Raw genomic sequence first — 15,937 nt, 5'->3', positions numbered from 1 at the left:
TATATGTTTGTTTAAATTTACAGTATGTATTTTGGGGATGGAGTTATTTTGTTTTAATTATTTCTATTGTTTCCTATGAACCAATAGAACAATATCGAAAAGGAACGATGGCGGAAACTTAGGTGATAAGGCACAAGGCATGAACGTCATGTATGCAAGCGATGATCTTGTTCCACGATGTTAGGATTCAAAGCATTTCGTACAGCCACTTACATAATATTTAGTATAATCTATAAAAATGTAGAAAGATTGTAAGTAATATGAGCTATTATGCAAGGGAAAATGGAATTTGTTTTTTTGTAGAGTAATGAATACATGATTCCCGTTACTGTTGCAGAAATAATAAATGCGATATCGTAGTTATGAGCAATTCCAAATAGTAAACTAGATAGGATTAATCCAGCTAGAAAAGAATATTTTGTTTCAAAAAATTTAAGTATAATCCCACGATATATAATTTCTTCTTGAATTGGTCCTATTAATGCAATTGATAGGATAGCAATTATATTAATAGTGAATGATTGCTCATATAAATTTTCTATTCCTAAATGTTCAGCTTGGATTTCAGCAGAATAAGAATATAAATTTGTTATTTTATCGATAAAAGTATCGATTATATATACTAATAAAATATATAGATATGTTTGAGATGAATATAAAGGTTTGATATTGCATACAGATATAATTATTTTTTGAAAAGGTGTATATTTTAATATAAACAGAATCAATATAAATAAATAAAAAATATCAAATATAAAATCTTGTACAATTATAAGACTATCATTGTTAAATTTTTGTTGAATGAAATTTAATGAACTGGTCATTTTTAATGGAATACCTATAATTATTATTGCTATAAAGTTGACTAACAATGTTCCTAAAATAAATTCTTTCCAGGATATTTTAATTTGCTGTAATTTTGTCTCCATGCATGTTCTCCTGTTATTAATTTTTTCATTTATAATATTTTGTTTTATAAAGTTAATAGTATTAGATGGAAAAAGTATAAAGTATATTATCTTTCTTTTCTTTATTAATGACAATGTATTTTAAGGTAATTTGTGATCTTGGTATGGATTGAACATCAATGAGATGTGTTTTTTTGTTTATGGATTTTACACCTCTTTATTTACAGTGTTTTGAATATATACTTTTCTAGTCATTTTTGAGGAAAATGGGTAAGTTGCGATAAAGTCAATAAAATCAAGGGAAATGAATGTAAATAAATATTTAAAAGTTTACTTTCGAAATAAGAAAAAAAGTCCTATATAAGAGGACTTTTTTATGTGTATAAATTAATATAATAATAGCGATTTTTTAGTTTTTTCTACTTCTCTTATTTTTTTCCGCAACTGTTTGCCAAGTGAACATGTTCATTAAAAATTTTGTTGTTAATTTGTTTTTCATATTTTTTTAATGTTTCATTTATTTCACTACCAGTTTTACTTTCGAAACTTTTCTCTAGTTCTGCTGCTATATCTCTTATACTTGTTTGTAAATCGTGAAATACCCCTATGTTTTTTTGAAGAGCATATGTATCTTCTTTTATAATATCTATTGATTTAAACCCTACCTCTGTTTTTAACATCATACGCTGCATTTCTCTTTCAATTTGTTTTTTAGCAGCTTGTAATTCATCAACAACCTGATTTGCTAAATCTCCTGCGGCTCCTGCAGCATTTTCGATTTGTTTTTCTATCTTTTTAATTTCTCCCATAAAATCCATCATATAATTATCCCCTTATTTAATCTGAAAATTTCCTGCTAATTGGTTGTCTTTATCTCTTAGTGAATTTGCTGCATCACTAATTTCATCTCCGAATTGGCTTAAACTTTTTTGTTCTTTTCTTAAAATATGGATTAATTCTTCGGCTATGTTTGCGTCATGAAAATAGTCATTTCCACCTTTTCTAATTTTAGCAATTTGTGAGATGGCTTCATCTACTTCGTGTTCTTCTAATAAATGATATCTTCCACCTGACCCTGTTTCATGTTTTAATTGACTTTTTAACTTTTGAACTGCTTCAGCTTCTTTTCTTTGAAACTCTTCTATATTTTTTGCGATATCTGATAATCGATTGCTGAGCGTTTGAATTTTTTTTGCTTGTCTTATAATATCTTCAGGTTCTAATTTTAATATGGGACTTCCATTTGAATGAAAGGATCCCCTATATGTATCTCTGCCGTGCCCGTCCATAGTTAAACGTGTAAGAAATCCTTCTTTTGTATCGTTCTGTCTCGTTGTGTATTGCTTACCAATTAGAGGTGCACCGAATTGAGTGTGGTTACCAATCGGGTCATTCTCATGTGTATAATCAGTTGCTTTATTTTCCATTTTCCCTTCATCTACTCGTTTTTTTGCTTCAGGACTTAGTAAACGATAGGGATTCGGTGCAGCCCATGTAGTTGCATAACAATCTAATTCTGCAGCGATAAGGTCCGCTTCTGCACCACCTTTACTATGTCCAGTAGTATGAAGAGAAGAAGGGTGATATTTTTCTACGATGTCATTTTTTGCCCATTTCAATCCAGTATCAAATGATGTTGCAGAATCAGGTTTTATTGTTTGACTGTTACTTGGAGTAATTACTTTAGAATGTGTTTTAATTCCGAACGAAATCTGATCAATATCTGTCACGAAATCTGCTAATTGCTTAGGCTCTGTTCCACGAAATGCTAGGATTATATCATCATAATGTGTTGCATTTTCATCATATTTGTCTGCTGGTACTACTGCGATAGCTTGTAATCCATTTTTTACTTGTAGACAATCTGCATCAATTGATTCTATGACTTTCCATGTTTTCCCATCAATACCTTCTATTTCTTTACCTTTTTCTAAAACTTCGTCATCATAAACATGATCTGATAATTTGAAATAATCTTCATCTGTCGCAATTGTGTTCTTTTTAAATTCACTCATATGTTCCAACTCATTTCATGGTATATTTTAACTATATTCAAATACAAGGGGATTTTAAATGAAAAAGAAATTGGTAATTATTTTATCCATTATTTGTATTATAGCAGGAGGATATTTTACTATGGAATACTTAAAACAAAAAGAAAAAGAAGAAAAGTTTTGGAAGGCACAAAAGGCACGAGTAGAAAAGTATATTCATTACAATATTCAAGATGTAAAATCGATTACATTTAAAGAACACAGTGTAAGTCCAATGGGTGTTCCCAGATTAAAAGGTTATATAAACAATAATGAAAAATTAGATTTTATAGCTTATATTAGTACTACAGAAAATTTCGAAGATGATTTCACACGTTCTGGAGAACTTGGAAAACTAATAAAAAAACCAGCAAAATCGGTATCTGAAATTGAAAAAGAAGAGAAGGAAAAGAAACAAGAGTAGTCTTTGCACTACTCTTGTTTTCTGTATTCCATTTTAAGAAGAATGCATTGGTGAGTTTTTTATAAGGTGGTTTTCTATGAAGAAAATAATCATCTGGTTTGTATCTGCTGTGGTGCTCATAGCAGGAGGGTATTTTACAATGGAATACTTAAAACAAAAAGAAAAAGAGGAAAAGTTTTGGAAAGCACAAGAGGCGAGAGTTGAAAAATATATTCGTTATAATGTTAAAGATGTAAAATCTATTACATTTACAGAACACGAAACTAGCCCTATGGGAATTCCTAGACTAAAAGGGTATATAAATAATGACCAACAATTAGATTTTGTAGCTCGTATTAGTACTACAGAAAATTTCGAAGATCAATTTGATCGTTCTGGAGAACGTGGAAAACTAATAAAAAAACCTGAAAAATCAGTATCCGAAATTGAAAAAGAAGAGAAGGGAAAAAAACAAGAGTAGTCTTTACGATTACTCTTGTCTTTTGTATCCCATTTTAAGAAGAATGCTTGGGTAAGTTTTTTATAAGGTGGTTTTCTATGAAGAAAATAATCATCTGGTTTGTATCTGCTGTGGTGCTCATAGCAGGAGGATATTTTACTATGGAATACTTAAAACAAAAAGAACTAGAAAAAGAAAAAGAAGTAAATTTTTGGAAATTGCAAGAAGCACGGGTGGAAAAGTATATTCGTTATAATATTAACGATGTCAAATCTATTAAGTTCACAGAACATAAGGTGAGTCCAATGGGAGTTCCTCATGTAAAGGGATATATAAATGGTAATAAAGAATTACGATTTGATGCTGGTATCAGTAATACGAAGGACTTTGAAAATGATTTTGGATGTTCTGGAGAATTATATGATAACTACATGAAAAAACCAGCAAAGTCTGTATCCGAAATTGAAAAAGAAGAGAAGGAAAAGAAACAAGAGTAGTCTTTGCGATTACTCTTGTTTTTTATTATAGAAAAATAAAATATTTGAAAGTTTCTAACAATGCTTTATAATGTATTTAGTAAAATTAACCAAAATATACATTTTACTCATTATATACTAAAGGAGAGATTAAAATGGCTGGACAAATTCGTATGAGTCCTACGGAGCTAAAATCAAAAGCTAAACTATACGGACGAAGCTCTGATGAAATTAAAGATATTCTTGGAAAATTACAAGGATTACAAAATGAATTACGTGGAGAATGGGAAGGTCGTGCTTTTGATGGTTTTGATCGACAATTCAACGATCTAAGACCAAAAGTAGAAAGCTTCTCACAATTATTACATGAGATTGATGTTCAACTTACTAAAACTGCAGATGCTGTTGCTTCTCATGATGAAGAATTATCACGTAATTTCGGTTTGAAATAAGAAATGTTGTAATTTCCATAAAAACACAATTGGCCATGCAATTTATGTTGTATAACCAATTGTGTTTTTTAATAAACAGAGAGAACCTATGAAAGTAAACTAATATTCAAAAGTTTACTTTCATATTTATAATAAATAAAAAGCACTTTTTAATGTTTTAAAAATGCTTTAACTTGATGTTGATGTGACGGTACCTCAAGTATGTAGAAATTTAAAAAAGTCCCTTCATAATGCTAAAGGGACTTTGCTCACACAAATGATCTGCACATCAATTCATCTTTGATATACAGATCATTTGTATGATAATTTTTATAAATAATTGCTAAATAATGAACTTACATTACTGCTTTTAAAAGCTCTCCTACTAATGGGATGATTCCACCTAAGAATGATAAAACTGCCATTGCGATTGTCATATGATTTCCTCCTCTTTTTTCGTATTAAGATATGATGATTTTTATAAATAATTGTTAAATAATGAACTTACATAAATGCTTTTAAAAGTTCTTGAACTAATGGAAGTGCTCCACCTACAAATTTTAAAACCGCCATTGCGATTGCCATATGATTTCCTCCTCTTTTTTCGTATTAAGGTATGATAATTTTTATAAATAATTGCGGAATAATGAACTTACATTACTGCTTTTAAAAGTTCTTGTACAAATGGAATGATTCCACCTACAAATTTTAAAACTGCCATTGCGATTGCCATATGATTTCCTCCTCTTTTTTCGTATTAAGGTATGATAATTTTTATAAATAATTGCGGAATAATGAATTTACATTACTGCTTTTAAAAGTTCTGTTACTAATGGAAGTACTCCACCTAAGAATGATAAAACTGCCATTGCGATTGCCATATGATTTCCTCCTCTTTTTTCGTATTAAGGTATGATAATTTTTATAAATAATTGTTGAATAATGAACTTACATTACTGCTTTTAAAAGTTCTTGTACAAATGGAATGATTCCACCTACAAATTTTAAAACTGCCATTGCGATTGTCATATGATTTCCTCCTCTGTTGTTGATGCTAAGATGTGATTTATCTTTATGCTTTTATTATAGTAAGCGCTTACATTTTTATCAATACATTCTTATATGCAATATTGCATATAGGGAGGTAACGAAATATCACATTTTCGCATTAAGACATGTATTAGAAATTAATTGTTCCCTAAAACAAAAAAATGAACTGAATTCTCATAGACAATTGTAATGAGGTGAAATTTTTGTTTTGGGGTACTCCAAAATATTAGGTTGATGGGCATATGGTGCTACTCCTATCACTGAAAGTAAACTAATATTTAAAAGTTCACATTCAAATATTAAGTAAAAAACCTATTCCAGTATTGGAATAGGTTTAACTATTATAGATAAGAATTTGTTGTTAATTCCATGTTTGTAGACTAGAACTTTGGTGAATAATTTTATTATTTTGCCAATCAATTTTATAATTATCTATAGTTCCAAACTTGTCGTGAGGATGCTTATAGGTTTTGCTATTTGATCCTATCCAACCTTTTAAATATTCATAGGATAATGTATACACATCTCGTTCTCTAGCATGTTTTACGGATAAATCTGTTGAAGTTGCATTTTTATCTGCAATTATGATTGCCATTGTACTTGGTTGGAAACCAAATCTTACTAGAGATGGAAGTTCACTGTCTGATGAAAAATTATCTTCTGCATTAATGAGTGGATCGGTACGTGAGCTCATAAATAATTCATTACCATAATAACCATTTGAATCTCTATTATAAGGTCCATATCCTTTATTATAAAATTGATTAAATTCTACATTCCAATCTACTTTTTTATCTGTGTTATTTGTTAAAAACGTTTTATAATTTGGTTATTCATATGATATAGTATTGGACCAAGATGCACCAGCTGATACGGAAGATGAGGGACCTTCTGGTTTAACCTCTAAGCTCCCACCTACATTGTATGAAACTGTAGAAGATACTGTTTTTGATTCAATTTCATTTTTAGGTGAAACTTTATAAAATTTTGCATTGTCATTACTTGTAATTTCTAACCCTGTTTTAAAAGCGGATGGCCAGAAAATCTGAGCTGAATATGTGCCAGTACCACGCGAAAAATTCGAAGCAATATTACTTCCTTCTGTAAAAACGATAGCATATTTTTTATCAGTATTTGGATCATCAATGAATGAAACTTTTATTGAATTTTTTATATTTGCTTCAGCATTATAAGTTGAATCTAGACTATGCATAATTTTCGCACCTTGTCCTATTTCTTGAACTTTTGGTAAAGAATCTGCGTGTACAAATGAAGCGTTAAATGCTAAAGATCCACAAACGATTATTATTGGTGGTGGTATTACGGCAAGAGGTACTAAGTTATTAGATGAAGTGAAAGAAGAAGTACAGAAATATTTGCATCAAGAAATTTATAATACATGTGAGATTAGTTTAGCGCAAAATCGCAATCATGCGGGAATGATTGGTTCAATTTACCACTTATTACATCCCTATGAATAAATGATACAGATATTTTCATATAATTGAAAATTTATTCTTTTTTTCAATTGACAAATGATGCTACAATATAAGAGGAGAATACAATATTTTCCCATTTGGAAAATACCTTGTAGAAAGGAAGAAACTTCATGCCTATTATTTTAGAAAAAGGACAGAAGATTGATTTAACGAAGGGACAACCAGGAGTAGCAAAATTACAGGTTGGCTTAGGATGGGATCCAATTGGACAATCAGGTGGATTTCTATCTTCGTTATTTGGAAGTAAACCAAACATCGATTGTGATGCATCTGTGATTATGCTAGAAAATGATCGTTTTTTAAATAAAAATGATCTTGTTTATTTTGGAAATAAACTCTCTGCTTGTGGAAGTATTATTCATTCAGGTGATAATTTAACAGGTGAAGGTTCTGGCGATGATGAAACAATTTTCGTGGAATTACATAAAGTTCCGAGTCGTATTAATCGTTTAGTATTTGTTGTAAATATTTATGATTGCGTGAATCGTCGCCAAGATTTTGGCATGATTCAGAACGCATATATTCGTATTCAAAATCCGCAAACACGTGAAGAATTAGCGCGTTATAATTTATCGGAAAATTACGGCGGGAAAACAACGTTAGTTGCAGGCGAAATGTATCGCGATGGGAATGAATGGAAGTTTTCTGCAGTTGGAGAAGGTACACAAGATAAGAATTTAAGTGAGATTGTATCACGTTATCAGTAATACAATTTAAGGAGGAATAATATATGGCATCGATTTCGTTAAAAAAAGGACAGAAAGTAGATTTAACAAAAACAAATCCAGGTCTTTCTAACGTTCTTGTAGGTCTTGGCTGGGATACAAACCGCTATGATGGACAAAATGATTTTGATTTAGACGTTAGTATTTTCTTAGTAGGTGCAAACGGAAAAGTATCAGGCTCAGAAGACTTTGTTTTTTATAATAATCCAAAGGGAGCAAACGGTTCTGTAGAGCATCTAGGAGATAATCGTACTGGCGAAGGCGAAGGCGATGATGAAACAATTAAAGTAGATTTAAAGAATGTTCCTGCTCATATTGAGCGTATTTGTTTTACAATTACAATTTATGACGGAGAAAGCCGTAGCCAAAACTTCGGACAAGTATCTAATTCTTTCGTACGTATTGTAGATGAAGAAAAAGGTGCAGAGCTAATTCGTTATGATCTTGGTGAGGACTTCTCTATTGAAACAGCAGTAGTAGTCGGTGAGTTATATCGTCATGCTGGGGATTGGAAGTTTAATGCAATTGGAAGTGGATTCCAAGGCGGATTAGGTGCTTTGTGTAGCAACTTTGGTTTAGATGTAGAGTAATAAGAAAAATATATAAATACAAATTGAAAAACCGGCATAAAAGCTTTCTTTTTAGGTGGGAGAGAGCATCCGGCCATGAATAGAAGCGGTCAGATTCTCTTCCTGCCTCATGCCAAATGAAAAGAAAGTGCAGGTCACTTTTGTTTTTTCACAGCAGCAACTTAAATGTTGAAACATCAAAATGGATATATATGAGTGAACATATACTTTACTCGTGTATATACTTTTTAGAATCATAGTATAAGAGGTGAATATAAATGGTTATTCAATTACAAAAAGGACAGAAGATTGATTTAGGTAAGACAAGTCCAGGTCTTACAAAAGCAGTTATCGGCCTTGGTTGGGATATTAAATCATATGATGGCGGATCTGATTATGATTTAGACGCATCAGCTTTTTTATTAGATGCGAATGGAAAATGTACGAAAGAAACAGATTTTATTTTCTATAACAACTTACAATCTCCTTGTGAATCAGTTTTACATACAGGTGACAACCGTACAGGTGAAGGCGAAGGCGATGATGAGCAACTTGTTGTGGATTTAACTAAAGTTCCAGCAGGTGTTCATAAAATTGCAATTACAGTTACGATTTATGATGCGGAAGGTCGCAATCAAAACTTTGGACAAGTTGCAAATGCATTTGTTCGTTTAGCAAATGAAGAGACAAATGAAGAAGTTCTTCGTTTTGATTTAGGAGAAGATTTCTCCATTGAAACAGCAGTTGTCTTTTGTGAATTATACCGTCATAATGGACAGTGGAAGTTTAATGCAGTAGGAAGTGGATTCCAAGGCGGATTAGGTGCGCTTGTAAGAGCGTATGGCTTGGATGCATAAGAAGGAAACGAACTTCGTTTCCTTTTTTTGACCTTTCTATAAATCTAGCAAAGAATAGGGGAAAACAGTAAGATGAGCATTTTACAAGGAATCCTTGATACGTATGCCCAATTTTTTGACTTGGACATGTGGATTAAAGTATTACAAGATCCTGTATCTTGGGGATTAATTGGTACACTTGTTGTACTTGAAGGCTTACTATCTGCCGATAACGCCCTTGTGTTAGCGGTAATGGTAAAACATTTACCAGAAGAAAAACGCAAAAAGGCATTATTTTATGGGTTAATTGGTGCATATGCATTCCGTTTTATTGCAATTGGAATCGGTATGTTCTTAATTAAATTATGGTGGGTAAAAGTATTAGGAGCATTGTACCTTGCATGGCTTTCTATTAAATATTTCATTGATAAACGAAAAGAAAATAGTGAAGAAGAAGAACATGGCCTGAACCAAAATAGTATTCTTTTTAGAATGTTTGGTGTATTCTGGGGAACAGTTGTCATGGTTGAATTAATGGATATTGCATTTTCAGTAGATAGCGTTCTTGCAGCGTTTGGTGTATCCAATGAAGTATGGATTCTGCTTCTGGGCGGAATGCTTGGTATTTTAATGATGCGTGGTATTGCAGGTGTATTCTTAAGATTACTAGAACGTATTCCAGAGCTTGAATCAACGGCGTATATTTTAATTTTAATTATTGCAGCGAAGATGTTACTATCTGTTATTCATATTGAAGTGCCACACTGGCTATTCTTTATGATTTTAGTTATCGCATTTGGTGCAACATTTATTTTGCATTATATGCGAAATTCTGGACAAGCCCGAGAAGAGATTGCAGCTACTAAGAAAGAAGATAAATAATTGAAATGGGTTTGCTCGTTATGCGAGCGCCCATTTTTTATAACTTAAAATAGTTTATAATAAAAAGATAAGATATTATTTCTTTAAAAAAGTAAATGTTTCTGGAGGTGAACTGTCGTGTTTTCGCGTTTTACACTTCATCCATATGCATTAAAAGAAGAAGCTGACTTAAAACAATTCGAAATGATTTTAGAAAAACGCCCACAATATGAATTAACAGAGAATGAGATGAAATTTAGCTATATAGCTTGTCGTATTCTTGGTGTCCCAAACGATGTAGATGAATATTTTAATGAACTATTTGATTATAGCGAAGCAAAAGGAATTACTGTACTACACGAACAGAATTTAAATAAAGTAATCGATTCTGAGAAGCTCCGCCAAATTCAAGAAGTATTTACATTACATCAAGAAGCGCCAAATGGACTTACTGTAAACCGTCTTGTTGCACATTTATCAGGAAAGCAATTGTTACCAAAAGTGGATAATCCAGATTTACAACACTATATACATACAGCATTTATCACTGTATTGAAATTGTATGAGAAACAGCATAATCAATCTTTAAAAACAGAAGGATTTCGCCGTTTCTTAATTGATATAATTAAATTAAGCGAAAATTACGTAGCGAAATGGTTTTCTGCAATTAATTATAAGAAACAAATGCCGCGTATCGTCTGGTACGGTGATGCGAAAGAGAGTCAGATCTATTTCTTATATTTTCTTATTATGCTCGGATGTGATGTTCTCTATTATCATCCAGAAGGAAAAGATGGTTTTGAAAGCATTGATGATGAAGATAGGACTTTTGTCGTTTCTCATCCAGGTCGCGTTTCATTAGAGCCATTCCCTGATCGGCGTCGTGAGCGTGTTGCAACGGTAGCTTATCAAGCATCGAAAGAAATTGAAAAAGTGCTTCATCATGATAATTCATTATTATACAAACCGTGGCAATTTCGTACGTACACGCCTGTAGCACGTACGCTGAAGACAACATACGATGAACTCTTTATAATTACGAAAGAAAAAGCATTTATACGCCCGACATTCTTTGTGGAAAATAAACATATTTATATTCCGTCTTTATTTGCGAAAGTGTCAGGTGTTTCAAAAAATGATAAAGAATATTTTCAGCGATTGAAAGCTGTCACATCGTTTGATAACAGCTTATTAATTAATACATTCCCATTTACAAAAGAACAAAAAGCGAATTTTCAATTTCATTATCGTGATGCGTTAGACCGTGCTGGAAATCTGCATCCCGATCAAATTATGAATAGTCATTGGTGGCCACATAAGCGTTTACCTGAAGGGCTGCAACATGGGATTGCAGAAGCTATTATTCATACGTGTGAAAGTGAACTTTGTAAACCAGTTGGAAAAGAGACAAAACAAGAGGTAGCACTGTATGTTTTTGCACAGCTTTCCCAAATTCCACCTCATATTTTAGAGTTACTTGAGAAATTTGATTATTCGCAAGAAGTACCGAAAATTGTTATATTTAATAATGAAAAGAGTGGGGAATTAACTCGTTCTGATGCTGTCTTGTTGTTGTTTTTAAATCAAATTGGAATTGATGTACTACATTTTAATCCAAGCGGTCGAAATGATATTGAGCAGTATATTGAAGCGGGAGCGTTTGATTCGCATTGGCTCGAAGAAGTGAATTTCGATCTTGAATTTCATGGTTCATCAGCCTACAAGAACTTATCTCAAACAATTAAAGGACTATTTCGTCCATTTTTATAAGGAAAGGGAGAATCATACATGAATAATCCAGTCGTACTAGATTCAAAAACAGAATTGAATGAGCAAATTGCACAAGATGTTCGTTTACAGCTTAGACAAGATGCTGAAGTTCAACGTATTTATAATGCTGTTGATATTAAAGATCAACTGGAATTAATTGAACTTGGTAAAGAACCTTCTATGGAGATTTCACGTTTTGCAGATCAAATTTTACATACGATGTCTTTATCCAAGATAGAGGATTCCGGTGAACTTTTAAAACAGCTTGGTAAAATTATGGACAGATTTGATAGTAAAGATTTCGCGGAAGAGAAAAGTGGCTTTTTCTCTCGTATGTTTAAAAAAGCGGATAAAATGATTGAACAAATCTTTAGTAAGTATCAAACGATGGGCCGTGAAATGGACAAAGTGTACGTGGAAATTACGAAATACCAAGATGAAATGAAAAAATCAATTGGTACGTTAGATGGCTTATATGAACAAAACTTAAAATATTATTTAGACTTAGAGAAATATGTAGTAGCAGGAGAAATGTTATTAGAGCGTCTAAATACAGAACTAGTTCCAATGTATGAAGAACGCGTTCGTAACAATGATCAATTGGCAGGTATTGAATTAGAATCTTTAAGAAACTCTGTCGAAATTTTAGAGCAACGCATTGATGATTTAGAGAAGGCTCGTATGGTTGCGTTATTAACAGCACCACAAATTCGTATGATTCAGCGTGGTAATAACAAATTAATCGGTAAAATTAATACAGCGTTTATTACAACAATTCCTATTTTTAAAAATGGAATTATTCAGGCTGTGAATGCAAAACGTCAAAAGCTTGTTGCGGATTCTATGGCTGAGCTTGACCGTCGTACCAATGAACTACTTAAGAAAAATGCACAAAACATTGCAACGCAAAGTGTAGAGGTAGCAAGAATTTCTGGTTCTTCTAGTATTAAAATGGAAACACTTGAAGAAACATGGAATATTATTTCAAGAGGTATGCAAGAAACACAGCAAATTGAAGAACAAAACAAACGTGAACGTGAAGAAAGCCGCAAGCGTATGGCGGAACTTACAGAGAATATAAAAAAAGAATTACAAGGGTAATGTAAAAAGGCAATGAGGAGCTCCCTCATTGCCTTTTAATTTTTCTTAAACACTTTTATCATTTCGTTTATAACAAGTGGAATAATACTTAGTAATATAACAAATCCCCAATCTTTTAAAGTTAAAGCATGTACGCCAAATATATTAGCAATCGGTGGAATGGAGATAATGCATACTTGCATAAGTACACCAATAAGTAGGGAGAAAACTAAGTATTTATTTGTGAATACTCCGATCGAAAAGATTGATTTTGTACTTGATCGTAAATTGAATGAATGAACAAGCTGTGAAAAACTGAGTACGACAAACGCCATCGTTTGGGCATGTAATAAAGCATCATCATCAATTTGAGATGGGAAAAGAGGGAAGATATTTGTATCTCCTGTATATAATTTTGCCCCAACAATAAAGGCGATTAACGTGATGAACCCAATTATAATCCCGTTTAAAATAAGAAAAGGAACGCTACCATGAAACAAGCTTTCTTTTGCATCACGCGGCTTTTCTTTCATCACATCCGGATCTTCTGGGTCAACACCTAGTGATAGAGCTGGGAGTGTATCTGTAATTAAATTCACCCACAAAATGTGAATCGGACGAAGTGGGGTAGCCCAGCCGAGTAAAATAGCTAAGAAGAGTGCAATAATCTCTCCAAAGTTGCAAGAGAGTAAGAAAAGAATCGATTTTTTAATGTTGCGATAAATATTTCTTCCTTCCTCAACAGCTTTTACAATAGATGAGAAGTTATCATCTGTTAAAACCATGTCAGCCGCACCTTTAGCAACATCTGTTCCTGTAATCCCCATTGCGACTCCGATATCAGCTTGTTTTAAAGATGGTGCATCATTGACACCATCTCCAGTCATAGAAACAATATTTCCTTTTGCGCGTAGTGCCTTCACAATTTTAACTTTATGTTCAGGAGAAACGCGTGCAAAGACGTTTAAATGATTAATTTCATTTGTTAGTTTTTCGTCTGAAATACGATCTAATTCCGTTCCAATCATGACTTCGGATTCTTTTTCAGCAATACCAAGTTCTTTTGCAATAGCAAAAGCGGTATCTTTATGATCTCCTGTAATCATAACAGTACGAATTCCCGCGTTTTTACATTCTGCAATAGATGCTTTTACTTCTGTTCGCGGTGGATCAATCATGCCGACAAGTCCGATGAATATAAGATTTTCTTCCATGTGATTGGTGTTAACGTTTTTTGTGTCATACTGTTTGAAAGCAAATGATAGTACTCGTAAAGCTTTTTGAGACATCATTTGAGCAGCTTCTAATATTTGTTCTTCAATTGCTTCGGTTAAGACCTCCGTCTTACCATTTATAAAGATATGTTTACAACGAGGTAAGAGTTTATCAATTGCTCCTTTTGTCATGCTGTAATAGTTTTCATTGTACTCATGCAATGTTGTCATCATTTTACGTTCGGAGTCAAATGGTAATTCGTTCACGCGTCTATGTTGATCTTCTAAAGTGTCTTTTTGAAGATGAAAGATGCTGCCAGCAACAAGAAGAGCAATTTCTGTTGGATCGCCAGTTTGTGATTCAGCCTTATAAGATGCATCGTTGCATAAAATCATATTTTCTAATAATAAGCGCTGAGCATCATTGTTTATATTTAAATTTTTTAGTTTATCGTATGTACGGTCACTATAGAAATGAGTAACTGTCATTTTATTTTGTGTTAATGTTCCTGTTTTATCTGAACAAATAATTGTAACAGAACCGAGTGCTTCTACGGCTGGAAGCTTGCGAATAATAACGTTTTGTTTAATCATACGTTGCACACCAATTGCAAGAACAATGGAAACAATAGCTGGTAATCCTTCGGGAATTGCTGCAACCGCTAAGCTAATGGCAGTCATGAACATTTCTAACGTGTCTCGGCCTTGGAAATATCCGATGAAGAACATGGTGATACAGATTGCAACTGCTACAAAACCTAAATATTTCCCGACTTGAGCTAAGCTTTTTTGAAGTGGTGTTGCATCATCATCCGCTTCATGCAAGAGAGTAGCGATTTTTCCAATTTGAGACTTCATTCCTGTTTCAACAGCAACACCAACACCTCGGCCGTATGTAACAAGGGTCGACATAAAAGCCATATTTTTTTGATCACCGAGTGGTATTTGTTCTTCATTTTGAAGAGAAGGATGGTAAAGTGAATCTTTATCCACAGGAACAGATTCGCCTGTTAAAGCAGATTCCTCAATTTTTAAATTGGCGGTTTCAATAAGCCGTAAGTCACACGGAATATAACGTCCAGCATCAAGCATAACGATATCTCCTGGAACAACATCTTCGGACGGAATTTCTTTTAGTTCACCATCCCGTTTTACAATTGCTTTTGGCGTTGCCATCTTTTTTAATGCTTCTAAAGCTTGTTCTGCTTTCGATTCTTGAATGACACCAATTACAGCATTTAAGACAACAACGAGAGCAATAATGCTCGCATCGGCCCACTCACCAACAAAGGCAGAAATAAGAGCGGCAATTAAAAGAACATAGACGAGAACATCATTAATTTGAGAAAAAATACGTTGCCATAAAGTCCGTTTTTGTTTTGTAGTGAGTTCGTTTCGTCCATATTTTTTTAATCGAATTTGCACCATTTCGTCTGTTAGACCATGTTGTTCATTTGTTTCAAGTGCAAGTATTGCTTGATCTTTCGTTTTACTGTACCAATTGCTCATAGATAAACACCTCCGGTAAAAGCAGTTAGCAATGGTAATAAGATAAATATTAAAAAAAGAGTTTGGTGAAAGGGAAGGTCTATGGTGAAGTTCTCCTTTTATTGTACAGTATT

General features: G+C 32.8%; 14 protein-coding genes and 2 pseudogenes. 11 read left to right on the top strand and 5 right to left on the bottom strand.

Annotated features, from left to right (window positions below; all coding sequences use genetic code 11):
* Positions 1 to 230: 230 nt before the first annotated feature.
* The 3 genes from MHH71_RS13720 to MHH71_RS13710 all read right to left on the bottom strand — a co-directional run bounded on the left by MHH71_RS13720 (position 231) and on the right by MHH71_RS13710 (position 2,923).
* Entirely contained in the window at positions 231 to 929 is a 699-nt protein-coding gene (locus MHH71_RS13720; RefSeq protein WP_018782576.1) for a CPBP family intramembrane glutamic endopeptidase, read from the bottom strand.
* A gap of 407 nt (positions 930 to 1,336) precedes the next feature.
* Positions 1,337 to 1,729, bottom strand: coding sequence for a hypothetical protein (locus MHH71_RS13715; protein WP_006093394.1), 393 nt, complete (start codon positions 1,727 to 1,729; stop codon positions 1,337 to 1,339).
* A gap of 12 nt (positions 1,730 to 1,741) precedes the next feature.
* A complete protein-coding gene (locus MHH71_RS13710; RefSeq protein WP_033798590.1) occupies positions 1,742 to 2,923 on the bottom strand; it encodes a lipase family protein in 1,182 nt (393 codons plus the stop codon).
* A gap of 58 nt (positions 2,924 to 2,981) precedes the next feature.
* Between MHH71_RS13710 and MHH71_RS13705 the strand changes: the two genes are divergently transcribed.
* From MHH71_RS13705 to MHH71_RS13690, 4 genes are all read left to right on the top strand, one after another.
* Entirely contained in the window at positions 2,982 to 3,365 is a 384-nt protein-coding gene (locus MHH71_RS13705; RefSeq protein WP_006093391.1) for a DUF1433 domain-containing protein, read from the top strand.
* 76 nt (positions 3,366 to 3,441) lie between these two features.
* A complete protein-coding gene (locus tag MHH71_RS13700; protein WP_006093389.1) occupies positions 3,442 to 3,825 on the top strand; it encodes a DUF1433 domain-containing protein in 384 nt (127 codons plus the stop codon).
* Positions 3,826 to 3,902: 77 nt separating this feature from the next.
* The gene (locus tag MHH71_RS13695; protein WP_006093387.1) at positions 3,903 to 4,301 is read left to right on the top strand and encodes a DUF1433 domain-containing protein; all 399 of its coding nucleotides are present in this window, start codon (positions 3,903 to 3,905) and stop codon (positions 4,299 to 4,301) included.
* A gap of 134 nt (positions 4,302 to 4,435) precedes the next feature.
* The gene (locus MHH71_RS13690; RefSeq protein ID WP_003204763.1) at positions 4,436 to 4,732 is read left to right on the top strand and encodes a WXG100 family type VII secretion target; all 297 of its coding nucleotides are present in this window, start codon (positions 4,436 to 4,438) and stop codon (positions 4,730 to 4,732) included.
* 1,390 nt (positions 4,733 to 6,122) lie between these two features.
* Here the strand turns inward: MHH71_RS13690 and MHH71_RS13685 are convergent.
* A pseudogene (locus MHH71_RS13685) lies at positions 6,123 to 6,974 on the bottom strand (beta-channel forming cytolysin).
* Between the two features lie 76 nt (positions 6,975 to 7,050).
* Between MHH71_RS13685 and MHH71_RS13680 the strand changes: the two are divergent.
* The 7 genes and pseudogenes from MHH71_RS13680 to MHH71_RS13650 form a co-directional block, all read left to right on the top strand.
* Positions 7,051 to 7,242 (top strand): annotated as a pseudogene (locus MHH71_RS13680) (ROK family protein); the annotation flags it as partial.
* Between the two features lie 128 nt (positions 7,243 to 7,370).
* On the top strand, positions 7,371 to 7,967 hold the full coding sequence (locus MHH71_RS13675) for a TerD family protein (RefSeq protein WP_006093378.1): 597 nt from the start codon (positions 7,371 to 7,373) through the stop codon (positions 7,965 to 7,967).
* A 23-nt stretch (positions 7,968 to 7,990) separates the two neighbouring features.
* On the top strand, positions 7,991 to 8,575 hold the full coding sequence (locus MHH71_RS13670; protein ID WP_003194793.1) for a TerD family protein: 585 nt from the start codon (positions 7,991 to 7,993) through the stop codon (positions 8,573 to 8,575).
* 257 nt (positions 8,576 to 8,832) lie between these two features.
* Positions 8,833 to 9,411, top strand: coding sequence for a TerD family protein (locus MHH71_RS13665; protein ID WP_006093376.1), 579 nt, complete (start codon positions 8,833 to 8,835; stop codon positions 9,409 to 9,411).
* 72 nt (positions 9,412 to 9,483) lie between these two features.
* On the top strand, positions 9,484 to 10,272 hold the full coding sequence (locus tag MHH71_RS13660) for a TerC family protein (protein WP_006093374.1): 789 nt from the start codon (positions 9,484 to 9,486) through the stop codon (positions 10,270 to 10,272).
* 117 nt (positions 10,273 to 10,389) lie between these two features.
* Positions 10,390 to 12,021 carry a YceG family protein gene (locus MHH71_RS13655; protein WP_006093373.1) on the top strand — a complete coding sequence of 544 codons (1,632 nt, stop codon included), beginning with the start codon at positions 10,390 to 10,392 and terminating at the stop codon, positions 12,019 to 12,021.
* Positions 12,022 to 12,039: 18 nt separating this feature from the next.
* Positions 12,040 to 13,122: a toxic anion resistance protein gene (locus tag MHH71_RS13650; RefSeq protein WP_003194801.1), complete on the top strand. Its 1,083-nt coding sequence runs from the start codon at positions 12,040 to 12,042 to the stop codon at positions 13,120 to 13,122.
* 35 nt (positions 13,123 to 13,157) lie between these two features.
* Here MHH71_RS13650 and MHH71_RS13645 read toward each other — a convergent pair whose 3' ends face one another.
* Positions 13,158 to 15,824 (bottom strand): cation-translocating P-type ATPase, encoded by a 2,667-nt coding sequence (locus tag MHH71_RS13645; protein WP_006093371.1) that lies wholly within the window; start codon positions 15,822 to 15,824, stop codon positions 13,158 to 13,160.
* Positions 15,825 to 15,937: the final 113 nt, after the last annotated feature.

The organism is Bacillus sp. FSL H8-0534 (assembly GCF_038005885.1).
GTDB lineage: Bacteria > Bacillota > Bacilli > Bacillales > Bacillaceae_G > Bacillus_A > Bacillus_A pseudomycoides.
This window is presented reverse-complemented; position numbering and strand designations above follow the sequence as displayed.